General features: G+C 66.1%; 23 protein-coding genes. 8 read left to right on the forward strand and 15 right to left on the reverse strand.

The genetic code is table 11. The annotated features are described in order from the left end of the window. Positions 1-9 precede the first annotated feature (9 nt). The 6 genes from OIE13_RS33665 to OIE13_RS33690 form a co-directional block, all read right to left on the reverse strand. The gene (locus OIE13_RS33665; RefSeq protein WP_326645446.1) at positions 10-1,047 is read right to left on the reverse strand and encodes an ABC transporter substrate-binding protein; all 1,038 of its coding nucleotides are present in this window, start codon (positions 1,045-1,047) and stop codon (positions 10-12) included. Beyond that, on the reverse strand, positions 1,044-1,820 hold the full coding sequence (locus OIE13_RS33670; protein WP_326829217.1) for an ABC transporter permease: 777 nt from the start codon (positions 1,818-1,820) through the stop codon (positions 1,044-1,046). The genes OIE13_RS33665 and OIE13_RS33670 overlap by 4 nt, the downstream gene beginning before the upstream one ends. Beyond that, positions 1,817-2,551: an ABC transporter permease gene (locus tag OIE13_RS33675; protein WP_326645442.1), complete on the reverse strand. Its 735-nt coding sequence runs from the start codon at positions 2,549-2,551 to the stop codon at positions 1,817-1,819. Before OIE13_RS33675 ends, OIE13_RS33670 begins: the two co-directional genes overlap by 4 nt. Then, the gene (locus OIE13_RS33680; RefSeq protein WP_326829218.1) at positions 2,548-3,342 is read right to left on the reverse strand and encodes an ABC transporter ATP-binding protein; all 795 of its coding nucleotides are present in this window, start codon (positions 3,340-3,342) and stop codon (positions 2,548-2,550) included. Before OIE13_RS33680 ends, OIE13_RS33675 begins: the two co-directional genes overlap by 4 nt. A gap of 554 nt (positions 3,343-3,896) precedes the next feature. Further along, complete coding sequence (locus OIE13_RS33685) at positions 3,897-4,241, reverse strand: DUF1036 domain-containing protein (protein WP_326645438.1); 345 nt, start codon at positions 4,239-4,241, stop codon at positions 3,897-3,899. A gap of 2 nt (positions 4,242-4,243) precedes the next feature. Further along, entirely contained in the window at positions 4,244-4,453 is a 210-nt protein-coding gene (locus tag OIE13_RS33690; RefSeq protein WP_326645437.1) for a hypothetical protein, read from the reverse strand. 100 nt (positions 4,454-4,553) lie between these two features. Between OIE13_RS33690 and OIE13_RS33695 the strand changes: the two genes are divergently transcribed. Beyond that, positions 4,554-4,736 carry a hypothetical protein gene (locus tag OIE13_RS33695; protein ID WP_326645435.1) on the forward strand — a complete coding sequence of 61 codons (183 nt, stop codon included), beginning with the start codon at positions 4,554-4,556 and terminating at the stop codon, positions 4,734-4,736. Between the two features lie 8 nt (positions 4,737-4,744). On the opposite strand, the gene OIE13_RS33700 is transcribed toward OIE13_RS33695, so the two are convergent. The 5 genes from OIE13_RS33700 to OIE13_RS33720 all read right to left on the reverse strand — a co-directional run bounded on the left by OIE13_RS33700 (position 4,745) and on the right by OIE13_RS33720 (position 9,292). Then, the gene (locus OIE13_RS33700; RefSeq protein WP_326829219.1) at positions 4,745-5,029 is read right to left on the reverse strand and encodes a hypothetical protein; all 285 of its coding nucleotides are present in this window, start codon (positions 5,027-5,029) and stop codon (positions 4,745-4,747) included. A gap of 31 nt (positions 5,030-5,060) precedes the next feature. Next, complete coding sequence (locus OIE13_RS33705) at positions 5,061-5,606, reverse strand: hypothetical protein (protein ID WP_326645432.1); 546 nt, start codon at positions 5,604-5,606, stop codon at positions 5,061-5,063. Further along, the gene (locus OIE13_RS33710; protein WP_326829220.1) at positions 5,603-6,670 is read right to left on the reverse strand and encodes a helix-turn-helix domain-containing protein; all 1,068 of its coding nucleotides are present in this window, start codon (positions 6,668-6,670) and stop codon (positions 5,603-5,605) included. The genes OIE13_RS33705 and OIE13_RS33710 overlap by 4 nt, the downstream gene beginning before the upstream one ends. A gap of 323 nt (positions 6,671-6,993) precedes the next feature. Beyond that, complete coding sequence (locus tag OIE13_RS33715; RefSeq protein WP_326829221.1) at positions 6,994-8,463, reverse strand: AAA family ATPase; 1,470 nt, start codon at positions 8,461-8,463, stop codon at positions 6,994-6,996. Positions 8,464-8,641: 178 nt separating this feature from the next. Beyond that, complete coding sequence (locus tag OIE13_RS33720; RefSeq protein WP_326645426.1) at positions 8,642-9,292, reverse strand: maleylpyruvate isomerase N-terminal domain-containing protein; 651 nt, start codon at positions 9,290-9,292, stop codon at positions 8,642-8,644. A gap of 223 nt (positions 9,293-9,515) precedes the next feature. Between OIE13_RS33720 and OIE13_RS33725 the strand changes: the two genes are divergently transcribed. From OIE13_RS33725 to OIE13_RS33735, 3 genes are all read left to right on the forward strand, one after another. After that, positions 9,516-10,046, forward strand: coding sequence for a pyridoxamine 5'-phosphate oxidase family protein (locus OIE13_RS33725; RefSeq protein ID WP_326645425.1), 531 nt, complete (start codon positions 9,516-9,518; stop codon positions 10,044-10,046). A gap of 213 nt (positions 10,047-10,259) precedes the next feature. Continuing rightward, positions 10,260-11,624: an AAA family ATPase gene (locus tag OIE13_RS33730; protein WP_326829222.1), complete on the forward strand. Its 1,365-nt coding sequence runs from the start codon at positions 10,260-10,262 to the stop codon at positions 11,622-11,624. A gap of 4 nt (positions 11,625-11,628) precedes the next feature. Then, a complete protein-coding gene (locus OIE13_RS33735) occupies positions 11,629-12,354 on the forward strand; it encodes an HNH endonuclease (protein ID WP_326645420.1) in 726 nt (241 codons plus the stop codon). An 86-nt stretch (positions 12,355-12,440) separates the two neighbouring features. Here OIE13_RS33735 and OIE13_RS33740 read toward each other — a convergent pair whose 3' ends face one another. Next, positions 12,441-13,199 carry a hypothetical protein gene (locus OIE13_RS33740; protein ID WP_326645418.1) on the reverse strand — a complete coding sequence of 253 codons (759 nt, stop codon included), beginning with the start codon at positions 13,197-13,199 and terminating at the stop codon, positions 12,441-12,443. Between the two features lie 454 nt (positions 13,200-13,653). On the opposite strand from OIE13_RS33740, the gene OIE13_RS33745 reads away from it, so the two are divergent. From OIE13_RS33745 to OIE13_RS33755, 3 genes are all read left to right on the forward strand, one after another. Beyond that, positions 13,654-14,049, forward strand: a complete 396-nt coding sequence (locus tag OIE13_RS33745; protein ID WP_326829223.1) for an RNHCP domain-containing protein — start codon at positions 13,654-13,656, stop codon at positions 14,047-14,049. 649 nt (positions 14,050-14,698) lie between these two features. Next, entirely contained in the window at positions 14,699-14,953 is a 255-nt protein-coding gene (locus OIE13_RS33750) for a hypothetical protein (protein ID WP_326645414.1), read from the forward strand. Continuing rightward, on the forward strand, positions 14,950-15,435 hold the full coding sequence (locus tag OIE13_RS33755; RefSeq protein WP_326645412.1) for a hypothetical protein: 486 nt from the start codon (positions 14,950-14,952) through the stop codon (positions 15,433-15,435). Before OIE13_RS33750 ends, OIE13_RS33755 begins: the two co-directional genes overlap by 4 nt. 112 nt (positions 15,436-15,547) lie before the next feature. Here OIE13_RS33755 and OIE13_RS33760 read toward each other — a convergent pair whose 3' ends face one another. Together OIE13_RS33760 and OIE13_RS33765 are read right to left on the reverse strand one after the other, a co-directional pair. Continuing rightward, entirely contained in the window at positions 15,548-15,760 is a 213-nt protein-coding gene (locus OIE13_RS33760; protein WP_326829224.1) for a DUF397 domain-containing protein, read from the reverse strand. Beyond that, on the reverse strand, positions 15,748-16,674 hold the full coding sequence (locus OIE13_RS33765; protein WP_326829225.1) for a helix-turn-helix domain-containing protein: 927 nt from the start codon (positions 16,672-16,674) through the stop codon (positions 15,748-15,750). Before OIE13_RS33765 ends, OIE13_RS33760 begins: the two co-directional genes overlap by 13 nt. A gap of 254 nt (positions 16,675-16,928) precedes the next feature. Between OIE13_RS33765 and OIE13_RS33770 the strand changes: the two genes are divergently transcribed. After that, positions 16,929-17,537 carry an ATP-binding protein gene (locus OIE13_RS33770; protein ID WP_326829226.1) on the forward strand — a complete coding sequence of 203 codons (609 nt, stop codon included), beginning with the start codon at positions 16,929-16,931 and terminating at the stop codon, positions 17,535-17,537. A 245-nt stretch (positions 17,538-17,782) separates the two neighbouring features. Here the strand turns inward: OIE13_RS33770 and OIE13_RS33775 are convergent, their stop codons facing one another. Continuing rightward, the gene (locus OIE13_RS33775) at positions 17,783-18,601 is read right to left on the reverse strand and encodes a carbon-nitrogen hydrolase family protein (RefSeq protein WP_326645403.1); all 819 of its coding nucleotides are present in this window, start codon (positions 18,599-18,601) and stop codon (positions 17,783-17,785) included. Between the last annotated feature and the right edge of the window lie 43 nt (positions 18,602-18,644).

Here is an 18,644-nt window from a genome sequence, read left to right on the forward strand (position 1 = left end):
GCTTGCCTCTCAGTTCTTGACGGTCGCGGCCAGGGCGGGGTCGGCTTGGTAGATCTCGCGGATAGGGCCGAGGTCGAACAGCCGGTCCACGGTGAGCTTCAAGCCACCGGCGTTGATCGCTTCGACGTTGCTCTCCGCCTGCTCGTCGGTGAGCGAGATGAGCTGCTGGGCGGGCTCCCCGCTGCGGATGAGGTCGTTGCCCGCCTTGCAGCAGTCCAGGGTGGCCGCGGGGTTGAGTTTGAGGTCCTTGCCGTACTCGTTGACGGTCAGGTCGGTCGCGTACTGCGGATCGGCGAGCACCTCACGCCAGCCCTTGATCTCGGCGCGCAGGAACGCCTTGACCTTGTCCCTGTTGCTGTCGAGGTTCTCCTGCGTGGTGACGTACGTCTGGCCCACCAGTGGGAAGCCCACGTCGGCCAGGAGCATCGTGGTGATGTCGTGCCCCAGGTGTCTCAGGTCGATGACCTGGCTGTTGATGAACCCGAGGTACCCATCGATCTCCCCCTTCGTTATGCCGATGGGGTTGCCCTGGACCGGCACGGTCTTGATGCGGGACTGGTCGAGCCCCCGCGCCGCCAGGAACGTCCGCCACACCGGCTCGCTGGAGGAGGCGCAGCCGATGGTCTTGCCGTACAGGTCCTCTGGGGTCTTGATCGGGTTGTCGGTCATCGACATCACGCAACCGGCGTAGCGGGTGTAGACCGCACCGATGATCTTCAAGGGCGCGCCCTTGGCGACCGCCGCGCCGACGATCGGCACCTGAGAGACCCCGGCGAAGGTACGGCTGAGCACGTCGGACTCGATCGGCGGCGCCGTGGGCCCGCCCGCGACCAGTTCGCTGCCGCCGAACCCCTCCGCCCGGTAGTAACCCTTCTTGTCGGCCACGTAGCTGCCGGCGAACTGGGTGTTCTTGATCCAGGCGAGCCGCTGGGTCGCGATCCCGTACCTGGCCGCGCCGGCGGCGGGCTCCCGCCCGCTTCCGCAGCCCGCCAGCAGTAGTGGGGACGCGGCGGTGGCCATGAGGAACCGGCGCCGGGCAAGGGTCATGACGAACTCCTAAGACGGGATTGGACCAGGGTCTCGACAAGGGCGAGCAGTTGGTAGACGGCGATGCAGACCACGGTGAGCACGACGACGGACGCCCACAGGCGGTCGAACTGGAACTCGTTGGCGTCGCGCATCATCTGCCCGCCCAGCCCGGCGCCTGAGGCCAGCCACTGGGCGAGCAGCGCGCCGACGATCGCGGTGGTGACGGAGATGCGCGCGGCGGTGAACCAGGTTGGCACGGCGTGCGGCAGTGCGACCTTGGTGAACGCGGTCCAGGCCGTGCCGCCGTACGCGCGGCACAGGTCGAGTCCGGCCACCGGTGCGGAACGGATACCGTGCAGCATGGTCAGCAGCGCGGGGACGAGGACGATCGCGGCGCCGATGACCGCGGTGCCTGCTTCCTCCCGCCCGAAGACCAGCACAATGATCGGGGCGACCGTCACCATCGGAATGGCCCGCAGTGAGGCCAGGGCCGGCAGGAACATCCTCTCTGCGACGCCGGAGAAGTAGAACAGCAACGCGATCGCCGTGGACAGGCCGAGCCCGGCGGCGAACCCCAAGGCGGCGTCTGCCAGCGTGCGCCCGAGCAGCGGCCACATCGCAGCCCGGTTGGCCGCGCTCGTCAGATACGTCCACACGTCCAGCGGCGTCTTGGCCACGAACGGGCTGACGTCCACCACGGCGAGGAACGCGGTCCACACCACGACGACTGCGATGACGGTGCCTGCCAGGACGAGCAGCCCACCCGCCGCTCTCTTCACCACAGGGCTCATCGGGACGCCTCCGTCCACGGGGTGGCCAGGCGCTCGACGGCGGCGAGGGCGAGGAAGGCCATGATGGTCAGCAGGCTCGAGACCAGCGTGATCCCCCAGGTGCGGACGACGTCCGCGGCCTGCTGGGCGACCATCAGGGCGGCGCCCAGACCGCGTTCCTGGCCCATGAACTCGCCGATGATCGTGCCGAGCACGGCGGCCGGCACCGCGATCTTCAACGCGGTGAGCACACTCGGCAGCGCCGACAGCAACTGCACCTTGCGCAGTACGGCGAACCGCCCGCCGCCGTAGGCGCGCACCAGGTCTTCGCTGGTTCGGTCGGACAGGCGCAGCCCGTTCACCGTACTGACCAAGGTGGTGAAGAAGACCGACACCCCCGCCATGACCACGCACGCCGTCGGGCCGTTGAAGACCGCGGCCAGGATCGGCGCGATCGCCACCAGCGGGATGCAGGCGGAGGCGATCCCGATCTGCAGGATGAGCTTCTCCAGCCAGGGCAGCACGATCACCAGGGCGGCGCATCCGATGGCGGCCAGGTTGCCCCACAGGTAGCCGAGCAGGGCCGAGCCGAGCGTGGCCGGCACGTGCAAGGTGTAGAAGGCGACGCCGTCGGCGATCACCCCGGCGACGATCTCGGTGGGCGGCGCGATTCCCGGGCCGAGCAGCCCTAGCCCGCCCAGCACCTGCCAGGCGACCACGATGATCGCGGCCCCGGTGAAACGCACGATCATCCCGGGTCTCCCGCGTAGACCGCCTGGCCGAACAGGATCGCCGACAGGCGGTCCACGTAGGCGTGGAACTCCGGCGTGCGCGACAGCTCCGGCGGACGTGGCCTGGGCAGATCGATGGGCACGACCTCCCTGACCCGGCCCGGCCTGGCGCTCATCACCACGATCCTGTCCGAGAGGAACACCGCCTCGGCGATGCTGTGCGTCACCATGAGCGTCGTCGCCGGCCGCTCCGTCCAGATGCGCAGCAGCTCGCCGTTCAGGTTCTGCCTGGTCATGTCGTCCAGCGCGCCGAACGGTTCGTCCAGCAGCAGCACCCGCGGCTTGACGACCAGGGCGCGGGCGATCGCCACCCGCTGGCGCATGCCGCCGGAGAGCTGGTGGGGCCGGGCGTTCTCGAATCCCGACAGACCGACCAGGTCGATGAGCTCCTGAACGAAACCCTCCTCCGCCGTGCCTCTGCCGATCTCCAGCGGCAGGCGGATGTTCGTCCGCACCGACCGCCATGGCAGCAGCGCGCTGTCCTGGAAGGCGATGCCCAGGTGGTGGCGACCGCGCATCTCGGCCGGGGTCTCACCGTGCACCAGCACCCCACCGGAGGTCGGCTCCTCCAGCCCCGCCAGAATCCGCAGGATCGTGCTCTTCCCGCACCCGGACGGCCCCAGCAGGGAGACGAACTCCCCCTCTCCGGAGCGGATGTCGACCCCGTCGAGCGCCACCACCTCCCGGGGGCGCGTTGTGAAGGATTTGGTGAGTTTCTCGATGTGGATGCCGGGCGCTGTCGATGCGTCCATGCGTGCTCCTCGATCTCCTGGATCCGAACTTGGATCCAAAGGCGTGAGACCGAACGTAGGAGCGAGGTGTTACGCCTGTGGAACGGTCAGGGCGCCCCGTGCGTTACTGCTTCCGCACTCCGCCGATCGCCGGTCGTCAGGCATCGCACCCGGCCACTGCGCCGCCTGTGCGGCTCTGGAACAGGCCCGTCATGCGTGACTCGATCGCGGGGGGATGATCCAGCCGGTGCTGGATCGGGCAGCCGATGAGCACACCCGGCACCGTCGCAGCGTGGAGGCCCCGTCGTTCACGGTGGGGAGGAAACGGCTCTCGTCCGAGGCCGGAGGGGGCGACACCCTTCGCCTGCCCGGCATGGGTCTCGATGCGTGGGGGCAGGGAGCGGTCCGGCGGCGTGCGTTTCCCGGTGGATGTTCTGGGGGCGAGCGCCTCCCGGTAGAAGGGGACGGACCCGGAGAAGGGGATCGGTGTCCGTCACGCAGGAGGCGCTCAGTTGGGTCCTCACCGCGAGGCCGGACCGGTCGGTGCCGGTCGGGACGTCAGGTGAGGGGACGGATCAGGCGACGAGGTTGACGTAGTACGTGGAGTAGCCGTTCATGTCGATCAGACGGGTGCCGACGCGCCTGGCAGCGGTGCTGCCGATGTTGATGCAGGAGTCGAAGGCGTTCTGATAGACGTACATCGGGCCGTAGGGGCCGGTCCAGACGGCCCCGTTGGCGGCCTCGGCGTAGTAGGCGGCGTAGCGGTTGTTGGTGTTGAGGACGAACGCCTCACCGCCCGGATCGATGGCCCACCAGCCCCGGGTGCCCCACTGGCCGTAGTCGCGGCAGCCGTCGGGGCTGTAGAACATGATCGCGACCCACACCTTGGAGGTGTAGCGGTTACGGAAACGCAGCTGCATGTCTACTCCTCCGCTTCCGTGAATCGCAGGGCGAGGGGCCTGTCGTCAAGCGCCTCGCCGGCCACCGGGGGAAGGTGGTCGTCGCTCTTCGCGACGACCGCGACGCGGTCGGCCGCTCCCGGCCGCTCGTTCGACTCTCCCGTGCTGGCCGCCGTGGCGTCCGCGAACGCCACCCGGGGGTCCGGGGGATGTTCGGTGCCGTTGTCCGGCATGGTTGCTCACCTACATTCGTTTGAGTGCGTAGGGTGATCTAGCGACAACATACAGTCACAGTCAAGGTCGTGTAAAGAATAGTTTTCAATTCCACGGTGGGTGCGCCGCTGGACCGGGCTCGACAAGACGGCGGATCTCGGAGCGGGCCGGAGCGGGCATGCCTACGACATCCCGGTCCTGGAACTGGACGATGAGTCCTCGGACGCACGGAAGGTGGTGGCGGCCCGCTGCGCCGAGGCTCTGGACCGGGACGGATGCGACCTCCGCGGCTTCTCCGTCTGATGTGCCCGCTATGACCGGGGCGCGCCGTACCAGCGCCAGGTGGTGAGGCGCGGGCGCCCGGGAAGTTCGGCGCGGCTGGTGGCCCACAGCAGAGTCGGCCAGGGGTCCGTGCTCGTCGGGGCGTCCGGGAAGAGCCGGGCGAGCACCCGCGAGCACAGGTCGGCGGGCGGGGTCCAGGTGAGCCCCAGCCCCTCGGCCAGATCGTGGGTGTGCACCAGGGTCTCCACGATCCCCATCGCGGCGAAGCCCTCCGGGTCCGACGTCCCGTGCACGTGGTGGGCATCGGTCGTCAAGGCGTGAAAGTGCTGCTTTGCTCGCCAAAGATCAATAGAGCCCATGACGGCGGGCGTAAGGGCCGAACGTCGCACCTGAGCATGGTAGCCGCATGCCCGTTGCCTTGAGCGTATCGACGATGTTGCCCGCTCCCACCTCGCTGAGCTTGCCGTCCCGGCAGGCGATTGCGAGCAGCCACACGGTTCCGTGAACCTTCAGGCCGAAGTTCCTGCCCACCGCCACAGCCTCTCGATCGTCGGTGATCGCGATTCCACCGCAGAGTTCGGCCGCCGAGAACACGCTGGCTTCGCCGAGGTTCCGTTCTGAGGAGCCAATCCGCTGCGACCATTTCGCGAAACATCTGATCTCCTGCAGTGAGTCCAGGCGTGCGACACCAAGCCAGTCCGAATCCAGCACGTTCAGCAGGGCAGGATGTTCGGTAACCCCCGCACGCAACTCCTCCCGTACGACATGGGTTGTCAGGCAGTTTCTACCGATGAGGAGATCACGTAGAACGTCCAGGCGTTCGGCGCGTGCGAAGTGGTTGAGGCACATCGCGTCGAACACCAGGGCGAGATCCGGTTCGGGAGGGATCAAGGTTCGAGGTCCGGTTCCTCGCGGGTGGGGAGGTCTGACTCCACGATCTGGCCACGCATGAGTTCCACGGCACGGGATGTGGTTATCCGGCTCTTCTTCCATGCCTGCAGCACGGCGTGAGCGTACCCCGGCGGCACGCGCACCGCTTGGAGATCAGGCTGTGGCGTCCAGCCCACGGCCTCCATGAGTTCGGCGCGCGTTGGATTCTTCCGTCGCAGATCCCTGGCGTCCCTGCCCAGGACTCCGGCTGCGACCGCTTGGCGGATGGCCAATGACCAGGATATTCGGTATTTGGCGGCGAGGACTACGAGGGGATCTCGTAAGGAACCCTCGTTTCCCGAATAGCCGTTCAGCACAGATTCGATGGGAAGAAGAAGTTCTGCGGCGAAAGCGTCGATCACCAGTTCTCTTTCGGCGCGAGAGGTGTGGACGCCCAGATCCGCCGAGTACTCATCGCCGATGATCATGTGACCCAGTTCGTGAGCGGTGGTCGCTCGACGTCTTCCGGGATCCCCCTGGCTGCTGACGACCGCCACGGCGATTCCGTCCTCGATCAGAGAGGCTCCGTCTCCCGGCGTGTCGACCACCGCCACCAGTTGGCCGAGCCCTTCGCAGACGCTCATCAGCGAACTGATCGGATCAACTCCAAGGCCAAGTTTCTGCCTGGCCCACCTGGCCGCTTGGCGGGCGATCTCGACGTTCTCCACGGCACCGTGGAATTTCTCGGGCGTAGGAGGAGCAAACTCTTGTAGCTCGACAAGTTGCCGGACATCGTCAAGCCACGTCGCCAGAGCTGCTTCAAGCTGGTAAGACTGGCGGGCGGCGTCCGTTGCCGGGTCGTCGATGAGTTCGGTACGACGCGATACGACTGCCGGAGGCCGGCGCAGGAAATGCGTCAGAGGAACGCCGAGAACCGACGACAGCCTTGCCAGTTCAAGGGCGTCCACCCGTCGGGTACCCGCTTCGATCTTGGCGACCATCGTACGGTCCAGGTTCATGGCCGATGCGAGCTGCTCCTGGGACATGTCAGCCGCAACGCGGCATTCGCGGACGCGATCGCCCACGTCTGCCCACTCTCCGACCTCTCTCATAGTGCGATAATCGCACGTGGGCTGGTCAGGGACGAGGTGGCCCGGCATTGCCGCAGCCAATCGTTACCTGCGGTGATCTTTTTTGGTGGTTTTGCGAGTCTGTACGGGGCAAAGACAGACGGAGTCATTCCGCGAGGCGCGCTCACGCTCCGGACGACGAACCTGAGGTTGTTCCGCCTGGGCCAGATCGGGTGATTGAAACCGGGGGAGGCGTGGAGCCACCGCGTTGAACCCAGAAGCGCCTCTCGGTGAACCTGTCCTTCAATACGGAAGTGAAGGACAGAGCATCGAGAAACTCAGGCACCCTCGTAGAGACGAGTCAGATCAATGAGTTGTACGTCCGTGCGGCTCTGCGCGGTTTCCCGCAGTTGGGGCATGAAGCCGGCGGCGCTGAACAGCAGAAGCCGGGTGCCGGGGGTGGCGCGGTCGTCGCGACGGATGAGCAGTTCACGGAGGCGCTCAAGGCGTTCAAGGTGAGCGCGGCCGATGACGTCGCCGTACTTCGCCTCACCGATCGCGAGGATGACCTCTTTACCCTCGCTGTCACGTCCGAAGACCACCACGTCGATTTCGTGGCTGCTCCTGGCCGCAGGGTCGGGCAGGATCCCGGAGGCGACACGGGTGCGCAGACCGCCGAGAGTTTCGGAGTGGGCATACCAGCGTGTCCAGGTGCGGGCGAGGTGTTCGAAGTGCGGACCGAGGACCTTGCTGCGGAACGCCGTCTGTGAACGGTCCCAGACCTGCTCGGCATAACCGGGACGCTCCAGGTCGGTCCACTCCGGCCGCATGATCGCGTGGTAGAAGCTGAGGATGGGTTCGGTGATGCGGTAGGTGGAACGCTTGCCATGGAAGGCATCCGGATCCCGGGCGATCATCCCGACGTCTTCCAGGAGCGTCAGGGAATGGCTCAGATCAGTGGATTTGCGACCGAGGTATCCGGCAATGCCGCCGCGGGTGTGGTTGCCGTTCGCGATCGCCGACAGAACACCGTGGTACAGGGCGACGTCCCGTAGCTCCGGCTCTTCGGCGAGGAGGAACCTGGCTTCACGGAACAGGGGCCGGCCCGGGTTGAGCACGTTGCGAACAACCCACGGTCCGAAGTCCTCGATTCCGCTGGGGACGTCGCCAAGGGTGAACTCGCGCCGGTAGGCGGGAGTACCGCCGACGACCGCGTTGACGAGCAACGCGAGGGCGGGGTCGACGATGTCCCAGAAATCCCGGGCCAGCCGGTAGTCAAGGGTGGAGACCACCAGCTCCAGACTCGCCCGGCCGCGGAGCGGCGCGGTTCCCGCGAGCAGTGATCCCATGAAGGAGAGCACCGACCCGCAGAGCAGGAGCCGTACCGCACTGCCCTGACGCTGTCCCTGAGGGCCGAGAGCCCGTTGGATCAGGGAGGGAAGCTGCGGAGAGGCTCTGACCAGATAGGGAAACTCGTCAATGACCACCGGGGTCGGCCCGGTGGCGGCGATGGTCATGAGGAACTCGACGGCTTCATCCCAGTGCGTGAACCTGCGAGGGACCGGTTCACCGAGATGGCGGGCGAGTGCCGTGCCGAACTGCTGGAGAGACTCGGCCTCGGTCGCTTCGGTCGCGGCGAAGTAGAACCCTCCCGTCGCCCGGCAGACCGCGTCTAACAGGAAGGTCTTACCTTGACGACGCCGCCCGGACACCACGCCCAGCGTCGCCTCCGGCCCCGGGTAGCGGACGAATCGCGACAGCTCCGACCACTCGTAGTCACGGTCGAACATCTCTACGGGCTTGTCCATGATCATCTCTATCAATGAGGAGGATGTTTATTATAAGTCAACTCATCATCGGCTCTCAGGGATGGGACAGGGATGAGAGAGCGAGTGGGGCGCCGGGCAGGGGAGGCCTCGCCGCCGCGCACGCCATCGGTGTCGAAGGCCCTGCCGAGGCCGTCACCTTCGGCGGGCCCTCGGAGATCTACACTCGGGGTGCCCCGTACCAGCGCCAGGTGGTCAGACGCGGGCGCCCGGGTAGTTCGGCGCGGCCGGTGGCCCACAGCAGGGTGGGCCAGGGGGCCGTGCTCGTCGGGGCGTCCGGGAAGAGCCGGGCGAGCACCCGCGAGCACAGGTCGGCGGGTGGGGTCCAGGCGAGCCCCAGCCCCTCGGCCAGATCGTGGGTGTGCACCAGGGTCTCCACGATTCCCATCGCGGCGAAGCCCTCCGGGTCCGACGTCCCGTGCACGTGGTAGGCGCGGACCTCCGGCGATGCCGTACGCACCATGGCGACCAGCAGCGCGCCGCTCGCCTCCAGCACCTGCAACAGCCCGGCCGGTCCCGCCGCGCGGTCCGCGTGGATGGTGTTCGAAGGGCCTTGGGGCCTTCTGCGCTCCCGCACGAAGGGCACTCTGCTCTCCACAGGTGGTGTCCTGAGGCCCAGTCGGGAGGCGTACGAGAAGAGGTCGTCGCTGAGGTGCTCGACGGTCTCCCAGCAGTCCCACTCCAGTGAGCCGGCCTTGCCGTCCCAGGCCACCGGAGGCGCCTCCCGAAGGACGCCGACGGCACGTTGAACGGCCAGGTCAAGGTCGTCCGCTGTCACGGGGGAGGATCCGGCTTCGGTTGATCGGTGCATGACGGGAACGATATCGCCGGCTCGGAGCGTGCTCGGTCCGCTCGCCGTCCTCCCGGCGCGCTTGTCGTCGCAGGGTGTGGCGTCCGGCCAGGCGGCCCGCCGTGGTCCGCGAGGCGGGTGAAAAAATACGACACAAGGTGTCGGGTTTTGGGTCGAGCATGGTTTCGCCGGTCGGCGTCGATGGTGGGCGTGGACCGGGCCCTACGGATAGACAAGGATTCCAATGCGCGAAACGCCGGAAGAGCTCAACGAGCTCCAGGCCCTCCTCGATGCCTCCCTCTCCCGCTCCACCTCGCACCTCCGCTCGATCATCAACAGCGAGCGCACTCTGACCGCAGAGCAGCTCACCCAGGTTCTCACCGGCATGTGCACCCTCGCCCTGTCCACCGTGACGGCGAAGGGCGAGCCGCGGATCAGCGGTGTGGACGGGCACTTCCTGCACGGAAAGTGGCACTTCGGCACGGCACGCAACGCCGCCAAGGCCCGCCACCTCGCCGCACGCCCCACCGCCAGCGCCGCGCACATGCGCGGTGAGGAGCTGGGCGTGTTCACGCACGGCACGGTGGAGATCCTCAACCCCCAGGACGGCGAGTCGGCCGCGGACTGGCCGGACCTGCTCGCGTACTTCAAGGACTTCTACGGCGACGACTCCTTCGACTGGGACAACGACGTGGTCTACTACCGACTGCATCCGCACTGGATGACCGTCTACGCCTCCGATGTCGCGAGGCTCACCGCGGCGCCCCGGTCCTGATCCGCGGCACATGTACGCACCATGGCGACCAGCAGCGTGCCGCTCGCCTCCAGCACCTGCAACAGCCCGGCCGGCCCCGCTGCCCGTCCGCGTGGATGGCGTTCGCCGGGCACTGTCGGAAACTCCCTGTTGATCCGCGACTCCATCGCGAATGAGTGCAGCCATCGTTCAGAGAAGATGACGGTACGATCACGGTCGGGGAGGTGCGACGGCATGTATATCGCCGATCTCAAAGTCTCTGGTGTCCGCGGCTTCTCCGGCTCCCGGAGCGCGGATCTTCGGCTGACCCGTCCAGATGGCAGTCACGCCGGGTGGACGGTTCTGGCGGGACGGAACGGCTCGGGCAAGACGACCTTGTTGCGCGCGCTCGCGCTGGCCATGGCGGGGCCTTCCGCGGCGCGCAGTCTCGTTCCCACCTTCGACGGCTGGATCTCCAACGACCTCCTCGACGCGACGGTCGAGGCGAAGATCGTGTTCGATGACCTCCTGGACGGGTTCGGCCGTGGGCGGCGCCCTCGGCACCCGTTTCCCGCCCGTTTGACCTGGTCCCGTGCGCTCATCGGTGACTCCGGCCGGTACGGCCCGCAGCCGAACATGCAGGGCCATGGAACGACTGCTCCACGCGGGCCGTGGGCGGACAACCCACAGGGCTGGTTCTTCGCCGGCTACGGTCCCTTCCGGCGGCTGACGGGTGGCTCAGCTGACACACGGCAGCTCATGCAGAGCACAGGGCCTGTGGCGCGCCTGGCAAGTTTGTTCCATGAGGATGCCTCACTGGCCGAAAGCGTCAGCTGGCTGATCGACCTGCACCTTCGGAGCCTGGAAGGACGATATGGAGCCGCAGACCTGCTGGCGTTCGTCACCGAACTGCTCAACGACGGTCTTCTGCCTGACGGGTTTCGTATCGAACGGGTCAACAGCGACGGCCTGTGGGCAAGGCGGGACGGCGAACTCATCTCGCTCCGGGAGATGAGCGACGGATATCGGACCGTCACCGCGCTGGTCCTCGATCTCGTCCGTCAGATGAACCAGGCGCTTCCTGGTTACATGGAGGGGTACCTCACCGGTCGGCTGGCAGATCTTCCCGGCCTACCACCGCTCCCGCCCGGGCCGCCTGTTCTCCGCTTTCCGGGTGTCGTGCTGATCGACGAGATCGACGTTCATCTCCATGTGAGCTGGCAGAAGAAGATCGGTGAGTGGCTAAAGCGCCACTTCCCCGCCACCCAGTTCATCGTGACCTCACACAGCCCGTACATCTGTCAGAGCGCCGATCCAGGAGGGTTGATCCGGCTCCCCGGCGTCGACGAGGACGTTCCACCACGTGTTGTCGACGAGGAGCTGTACGAGCGCATCGTCTACGGTAGCGGCGACGACGCCCTCCTTACCGACCTCTTCGGGATGGACTCCCCTTACTCCAGCCACGCCGAAGACCTGCGGCGCAGGCTCACCGTGCTGGAGCGTGCGGTTCTTCGTGGGAAGGCGACTCCCGAGGAAACGCGCGAGTACGAGCAGCTTCGGGAGACGCTCACCAGCTCCCTGACAGCCCGTGTGGACGAGGTCTCCGCGAGGATCGCCTGACTCCATGATCCGTATTCACCGTGTGGTGCTCCCCTCCCACCTGGCCGACCAACTCCGCGATCGAGCCGGCAAGCTGCGTGAGAGCCAGGCCGATTGCCCGGCGGCCCGTGCCGCGTGGAAGTCCGCAGCCACCACCCGAACGCGGCTGACCGAGCAACTGACCACGATGGCCACCGGAATCCGCCGTTGCATGTACTGCGGAGACGGCCTCGGCACCGATATCGACCACTTCGAACCTCTGGCGGAGGCGCCGCTGCGCGCCTTCGACTGGCCGAATCACCTCCTGGCTTGCTCGTACTGCAACAGCCACCAGAAACGGGAGCTCTTTCCACGGGACGGGGACGGCAGGCCCCTGCTTGTCGATCCGTCGGCGGAGGATCCTTACGAGCATCTCGAACTCGTTCTGAGTACGGGAACCTATGAGGCGCTGACCGCCCGAGGGGACGCCACGATCAAGGTCTTCGGTCTGAACCGGGGCGATCTGGAGCGTGGCAGGGCCGCCGCTTTCATCCGGACGGTATCAATGCTCCGAGACCACGCCTGTCTGCGGCGATTCGACGACGCCGAGGCAGAGGCCACCGAAGTCGCCCTGTCACTCCTCGACCAGCCCTTCGCCGACGTCCTCTACGCCATGCTCCGCTATCGCGACCTTCCCGGCGCCGAGCACGTTTTGAGAGGCCCGGATGTCGTAACCGCGCTCGCCGACCCAGCACTGCACTTCTGGCCTTGATCTACTTCACGACCTGGCAGGCATGTCCGCTGCTTTCCCCCTGGTGAACTCGGAGCGTGCGGGGATGAATGCCGGCGCGGTGCCTCCTACTGTCTCTGGTCGGCAGGAGGCGGGTTGAGGGAGTCGCCGTCCCAGGCGAGCCGGTGGTCGGCGCCGACCTTCATGGCCTCCAGTTCCTCGTCGGCGACCAGTGTTGCGACGCACTCGTCGGTGCCGCCGACATAGGTGGTCATCAGATCGACGTCGGTGGCGACACACCACGTGCGGTCCTGCGGCCACCACAGGCCGGCCCGCTGGTCGAGCCACGATGTCGCGCTGAACGAGGTGGTCGCGGCGGACAGCGGTCCCGACAGCAGCAGCATCGGCCGGGCGGGCATCTCCACCCTCGGGATCTCCTCATCCTCCACGGGAAGGCCGAGGCCACCGAAGCCCTCCCAGACGGCGAACCAGCACTGCTCGGGGGTAGCGGTGTACGCGGTGAGGATCCGGGCCAGTCGTGCCGCCTGCCGTACCGGGAGAGATCCCTCCTGTGGAGGATTGTCCCAGAGTCCCGGCTGGTCATCGGAGGAGACGAACCGCCATGAGCCGGTGATGGAGGGCCACTGCATCGCCGGATGTGCCAGGCGCCCGTTGGCCTCGGCCACCTCCGCCCACGACACCTCCTTGGCCTGCTCGCCGTTCTCCCGGCGCGCCGGATGGAACACCCGCGCGTAGGCCGCGAAGACCGGTGGGACCAGGCATCCCACGACGTTGTCGTTGAAGTTTCGCGCCGCTTCCACCGCCCAGTCGGCGGGGCGCGCATCGGTCCGCAGGGTCAGGCCGCCGATGGTGAAGGATTCGTCCACCTCGCGATTATGTCGGCCTCGCCGTGGCCTGACCATGCCACCGCTGTGAGGGGTTCGGCTGATGCCTGCGTTGAGGCGGCCCCGCCCCATTCCCCGTCCGCGCTAGGTTCGGGACATCCGAGGCGGCTGAACTGTCCGTCCGAGGAGTGCCCGCCCTGGAGGCGGCCCCGCCTGTTCCGAGTCAACGGGGCCAGGACGGCCGCGGCCGGAACGGGAGGGAGGCACTCCTAGCGAGCGTGGTTTCGGGGCAGAACGCGGCTTCGGGGCGATTCGCGGTAGGTGGAAAACCTGTTGATATCTCCCCCATCTTCCGATTCACTCGCATCATCGAGACAAGTTGTTGAAGGGGGGATTTTGATGCCTGCGGGCACCGAAGCAGCCGTCGCACGCCCACGATGTGGCGTGACAAGGGCGCCGGTGACCTGTGCCCATCATCATCCCTGAGGAAGTCTCCTTGTCCCGCAACTCATCCCGCGACCGTGACCGCTGCCGTGACCGCTGCCGTGACCGCGCTCGCATCCGTTCCTTCCGCTGCGTCCACTGCGGCCTCGATGTCCCCGCTGACGCACCTGGTACGGCGCACCGTAACCACTGCCCGACCTGCCTGTGGAGCAGGCACCTGGACAACACTCCAGGTGACAGGGCGGCGGACTGCGGGTCGTCGATGGCCCCGATAGCCGTCCACGTCCGCCACCAGGGCGAGTGGGCCCTCGTCCACCACTGCGCGGGCTGCGGAGTACTCGACACCAACCGCATCGCGGGTGACGACAACCCGCTCGCTCTCATGCGGATCGCGGTGGCGCCCCTGGCCCGGCCGCCGTTCCCGCTTGACTGGTTTGCCCGGCTCTGAACTCAGCCGGCGCGGCATCGCGGCCGGGAACGTGCCGGTGGAGTGACATCACCGCGCCGGACCGGCCGCCGGCCCTGCGCGATGATGAGCTCGGTATACCGGCTCGCTGACAACCTCGCCCTACAGCGGGCCGGTGAAGTGGATCGTGTTCGACAACTGGACCGAGGCCACTGACACCCTCGTCAGCGGTCGAGAACTACCCGCGAGACCGGGAGCGGGGTGGTACGCGAGCCCTCGCTGGAAAAAAGCTTGCCCCGGGTCGCATGCAGAGCAGTGGCGATACCCGGGGCGTACGTGAGCCAGCGTAACTCACTCCCGGTCACAGCGGGAGGTACACGATTAATCGTGATGAGACCAAGCGGATCGCGGACCTGGTTTCCCCGGCGCGCCTGGCGCCTTATCTCGCCGCTTCAGGCGGGGATCTGGAGGTCGTGCTCCGGCTCTACGCGTGGAGCCTGGAGGCGAGCTGTGCCTTCGCGGGGGCGCTGCAGTTCCTTGGAGTTCCCGGGTCAGGTCGTCCATCGCTGGATCGCCTTCTTGATCGTGTCGATCGGCTTCTCCGAATACGAAGGGTGTTGCCGATGTTCTGTACTGTGAAGCTCTCAATTGATTCCCTGCCTGTGCAAGGCGCCTGCACTACGCTCGGGACATGAGCAACGAACTTCCCGCTGATCTGCTCGCCGAGGCCAGGCAGTGGATTGCCGAGACCGGTCAGGACATCACGCCTGCCGAGTACATCGCTCAGGCTGTTCACCGGCAGATGCAGCGGGATTACCGGGCTGCCAAGGAGCGAGAGGCGCGTCGCATCGAGGCGATCCGTACCTCCAACCCCGAGGGGTTCGCCGCCGGTGAGCGTCGAGCCGAGGAACTGATCGCCAAGTACGCCGGCCGGGCCACGGCGTGAGTGCCAAGTTCATCCTCGACACCTCGCTCATCACCGCTTACGCCCAAGGGCACGACCAGGCAGTCGGCGTGGTCCATGGGATCAAACGTCGTGTCCCTGACGGCCTTCTCCTGCCTGCCATATCGGTGATCACCGCACGAGCACACCTCACCGTGGACCAGCGAGAATATCTGGACGCGGAACTCCTGGCGCGTAATCCCCGACCGGCCCTCGATGAGGTTGTCGTGAAACTCGGCGTTGGATACGACCCTGTTAAAATCGATCTTGACGGGGATGCCCAGCGAGGGATCTCCGGCACCTGGGCGGACCTTGGGGTCGATACGGTGCCGATCGACGTGGCAGAGGCCGCCTACTGGGGCAACCGGACTGACCGCACTGTGCTGACGCTCGCAGGAAAGCAGGTATGGGGGCGGTTGCTCAACGACCTGCCGGGAGTGAGCGTCGAAGACCTACAGGACGGTCCGCCCGAGAACTGGAGCTGACTGTGACGGGCGCCGACGATCCAATCGGTCATAGTGACTGAGTTCTTCCGCTACACAGAGAAACCCCCCGAGGATGTGACCGGGGGGTTTCTTGGTGAAGGTGCATGTGAAATCAGTCGCAGTCGCCGTTCTTGATGGTAGTGATGAAGGTGGTCCACTGGTGGGGGGTGAGGATGAGGGCGGGGGCGGTGGGGTTTTTGCTGTCGCGGATGGCTCGGTGGTTGGTGGAGAGGTTGGCGATTTCGACGCAGTTGCTTCCGTCGCTTCCAGATAGGCTTGATTTACGCCAATTGGCGCTGTGTAGCTCCTGATTCAGATGGTCCATCTTTGGATCGCCTCCTTGATCGTGTCGCGTGAGTCGCTCCGGGGTAGAGCGTCCGCTCGTATTAGGTTATGCCTGAATTCTAGCCTTTTCACCTCTTCGAGTCGCTCGCTCACCCGATCCCCGATGCTCTGGGAATCGATGTAGGCCACCGGAGGTGCGTTTTTTGGCATGTCCGCTATCACGAAGCCGCCCAGTAGGCCAATCACACTGTGTGCAGCGTACGGGAGTACCTGAAGAAAGATCCAGGGGCTTTCCGTAGCCTGAAGAAGGTGCTGGAACTGGCCCTTCATTACTTCTGGGGCGGCGACGGGTCGATGAAGGACACCAGCGTCCAGGACGATCCAGAGCATTGGAGGTTTCGGTCTCTTGAGGATGCCCTGCCGGTTCATCCGTGCGGCGACGTGTTCTTCGATCTTCTCGTCGGTGATACCGGGCTCACGGCTTAGTACGGCTCGCGCGTAGTCCTCGGTTTGGAGGAGGCCGGGCACCATTAGGGGCTCCCACATGCGCATGGACTCCGCCTCGCGTTCGAATTCCAGCCAAGGGCGGAACCAGCGGGGGACCTGTGTGGCCATGCGGTCCAGGCGGTCCAGCAGGTCGACGAGCGTTGTGCCCAGGTCGAGTGCCTCGTCCAACTGGTGGGCCAGTTTCCTGGTGGGCGCCCGGTGACCGTTCTCCAGCATGCTCAGATGGCTCACGGCGAGGGGGACCGCGATGCAGAGCCGTCTCTGGGTAAATCCGGACAAAATCCGGTATTTCCGTAGCTCTCTGCCGAATTGAACGCGCGTGGATTCATGTGAATCCGTATCGAACTCCGGCTCTGACTCTGTCTCCGGCCCTGTCTCCGGCCCTGGATCTGTCTCCGGCCCTGGATCTGTCTCCGGCTCTGGATCCGGCTCCGGGATGATGCGCATTTTGGTCTCCTCTCGCTGTCTCTTTGGGATTCTCCTTCATTTTCATTGCCGAGGGAATGGATACGAAGTTTTCATGGGTTCACAGTGTTGTGAACTTACTTCGCGAACTGTGAACCCCTGGTAATCGCGGTTCGGCTTCCGCTGTGCCTCGGTGTTTGGGACCGTGTGCCTGTCGAGCTATAGCTGTCACGGGATGTCAGTCAATGGCTCCGATGAAAGCAGGTCGGTTCAATTCGGTCGGAAGGGGCAATTCCATGGAACCGGAGACCTTTAGTGAAATACTTCTGCCCAGTAATGCCGAAGCCGCTTCAATCGCGCGGGAGGAGGTTCGTAAATGGCTGGGTGAGAGCCATCCGGCGTACGAGAACGCGCGGCTGGCCGTGTCCGAGTTGGTGACCAACGCGGTCCAGCATGCCCGGCACGGGATCGCCGGGCAGGCCGAGATCTCCGGTGCCGGGGCTTCCAATGTCAGAGCTTCCAATGTCAGAGCCGCCAACAGCGGGGCCGCCGACAACGATCCGCTGGTCCTGCGGCTGATGTCGTATGGCGGGTTGTTGCGCGTCGAGGTCGCGGACACGGGCCTGAGCACCGAGGAACCGCACGCTCGGGCGGACCCGGCATGCCTCCTGATAGAGAACGGCCGAGGACTGGCCATCGTCGGCATGCTCTCCGGCGGAAACTGGGGTTACCGCTCCCACGGCGGAAACTGGGGTTACCGCTCCCACGGCCGAAACCCCGGCCGGACCGTCTGGTGCGAGCTTCCCGCAGAGCCGTCCGCTGACGAGGGTCTCACCGAGACGTCAGCCCCGCCGCCTCCGGATGATCTCCTCCCCGGAACGCCGGCCTTCGTTCAGCCGAGGTGACGCGCCGCTCCCGGCACCCGTTGGGAGCTCCGAACCACCCCCGGCGGGTAGCGGCACGCGGGTCGTCCCCCATGAAGAACCTGCGTCATGTGCCGTTCCAGCTCCGCTTCCCCCGTTGGAGCACCCCGCCGGGGGCCTCATCCCAATGCCGGAACCTGGCTCACGGGCGCCGCCACGTGGGAGCGATGGGCACCACTGCGCTCGGGTCTGTACTTGCCTGAGTCGGATCGAGCCCGTCGTCGCTGTCACATCGCCGTCAACCGGTCGTACAGTTCCGGGCGCCGGTCACGGAGGAACGGGCGGCGCCGGCGCGAGGTCGCGATCAGGTTGAGGTCGACTTCGGCAACCGCGACGTCGTCGGTGTTGTCATTCGCCTGAGCGAGGACGTCGCCGTTGGGGCCGTAGACGGCGCTCATCCCGAAGTAGTCCTTGACGCCTTCCCTGCCCACCCGGTTAGCACAGATCACGAAGAGCCCGTTGAACACGGCGTGTGCCTTCAGTTCGAGCTGGAAGACCTCACGCATGGGCGCGCTCGCGGACGCGACCGGCACGCATAGCACCGAACCGCCCCGAAGAGCGACGATCCTGCTCAACTCCGGGAAGTGCCTCTCGTAACAGATGATCGTGCCAACCCCGGTCTCACCCGTGTGCACGACTTCAGGCTCGGTGCCCCCCGGCCGGAAATAGAACTTCTCCGGGAATCCATTGGAGAACGGCAGGTGGGACTTTCGATAGACCGACTTCAGCTCGCCCGCGACGTACGTGCAGGCGGTGTTGAAATACACGCCGGGCACGTCACCGGCTTCGAATACCGAAGAGACCACCGTGATCCCGTGCCGACGGGATCGGTCAGCCGCCATCGTGTTCGACGGGCCGTCGAGACGCTCCGCCAGCTCGAAGTAATCCGGATCCGGGTCGGGCTGCACGAACGGGACAGCGAACAGCTCAGGAAGAAGAACGATGCCGGCGCCCTGGCCGGCGGCGGCATCCACGAGATCGCCGGCCCTGCCGATGGTTTCGGTCCGGTCGTCCGTGGCACGGAGCTGAACTGCGGCGAGCTTCATGCGATCACCTTTTCGGGAGTAGGCTGCGGCATTCCGGTCAGCG

The sequence above is a fragment of the Streptosporangium sp. NBC_01810 genome, from assembly GCF_035917355.1.
Lineage (GTDB): Bacteria > Actinomycetota > Actinomycetes > Streptosporangiales > Streptosporangiaceae > Streptosporangium.

Coding starts and splice junctions, on each gene's coding strand:
- OIE13_RS33665 (WP_326645446.1), bottom strand. CDS start 1,047: ATGACCCTTGCCCGGCGCCGGTTCCTCATGGCCACCGCCGCGTCCCCA.
- OIE13_RS33670 (WP_326829217.1), bottom strand. CDS start 1,820: ATGAGCCCTGTGGTGAAGAGAGCGGCGGGTGGGCTGCTCGTCCTGGCA.
- OIE13_RS33675 (WP_326645442.1), bottom strand. CDS start 2,551: ATGATCGTGCGTTTCACCGGGGCCGCGATCATCGTGGTCGCCTGGCAG.
- OIE13_RS33680 (WP_326829218.1), bottom strand. CDS start 3,342: ATGGACGCATCGACAGCGCCCGGCATCCACATCGAGAAACTCACCAAA.
- OIE13_RS33685 (WP_326645438.1), bottom strand. CDS start 4,241: ATGCAGCTGCGTTTCCGTAACCGCTACACCTCCAAGGTGTGGGTCGCG.
- OIE13_RS33690 (WP_326645437.1), bottom strand. CDS start 4,453: ATGCCGGACAACGGCACCGAACATCCCCCGGACCCCCGGGTGGCGTTC.
- OIE13_RS33715 (WP_326829221.1), bottom strand. CDS start 8,463: ATGGACAAGCCCGTAGAGATGTTCGACCGTGACTACGAGTGGTCGGAG.
- OIE13_RS33720 (WP_326645426.1), bottom strand. CDS start 9,292: ATGCACCGATCAACCGAAGCCGGATCCTCCCCCGTGACAGCGGACGAC.
- OIE13_RS33725 (WP_326645425.1), top strand. CDS start 9,516: ATGCGCGAAACGCCGGAAGAGCTCAACGAGCTCCAGGCCCTCCTCGAT.
- OIE13_RS33730 (WP_326829222.1), top strand. CDS start 10,260: ATGTATATCGCCGATCTCAAAGTCTCTGGTGTCCGCGGCTTCTCCGGC.
- OIE13_RS33735 (WP_326645420.1), top strand. CDS start 11,629: ATGATCCGTATTCACCGTGTGGTGCTCCCCTCCCACCTGGCCGACCAA.
- OIE13_RS33750 (WP_326645414.1), top strand. CDS start 14,699: ATGAGCAACGAACTTCCCGCTGATCTGCTCGCCGAGGCCAGGCAGTGG.
- OIE13_RS33760 (WP_326829224.1), bottom strand. CDS start 15,760: ATGGACCATCTGAATCAGGAGCTACACAGCGCCAATTGGCGTAAATCA.
- OIE13_RS33765 (WP_326829225.1), bottom strand. CDS start 16,674: ATGCGCATCATCCCGGAGCCGGATCCAGAGCCGGAGACAGATCCAGGG.
- OIE13_RS33770 (WP_326829226.1), top strand. CDS start 16,929: ATGGAACCGGAGACCTTTAGTGAAATACTTCTGCCCAGTAATGCCGAA.
- OIE13_RS33775 (WP_326645403.1), bottom strand. CDS start 18,601: ATGAAGCTCGCCGCAGTTCAGCTCCGTGCCACGGACGACCGGACCGAA.